The organism is Candidatus Nanopusillus massiliensis (assembly GCF_920984865.1).
The window spans coordinates 581,795-582,041 of record NZ_OV100765.1; the positions used below are offsets into that span (position 1 = coordinate 581,795).

The 247-nt window shown below is 33.2% G+C and carries 1 protein-coding gene (only partly in view); it reads right to left on the reverse strand.

Annotated features, from left to right (window positions below):
• Nucleotides 1–182, reverse strand: the 5' portion of a protein-coding gene (locus LUA84_RS03740; RefSeq protein ID WP_457913300.1) for a hypothetical protein. Its footprint begins 118 nt before the window's first position; only the first 182 of its 300 coding nucleotides appear in the window; its start codon is at nucleotides 180–182; its stop codon lies off the left edge, out of view.
• Between the last annotated feature and the right edge of the window lie 65 nt (nucleotides 183–247).

A 247-nucleotide genomic window follows, 5' to 3' on the forward strand; every position in this document is an offset into this window, starting at 1 on the left:
CAAAGATCTTTTATACCAGNTAATGTAAATATCTTTTTCATTTCTTCAGGTGCTACCAATCCAACTCCTCTTGGAGCTGGTAATAATACAACTCTTACAGAACCAAAANNTCCTTCAACTTTAAATGGTAAAGAATGGGGAGTTTTAAATGCACATTCCCATGATCCAATCAACCTCTGCAATCGGTATAATATTCAATTTTGCATTTCTTAAGCTTTTTCCATACATAAAGCAATATCAGAAGACT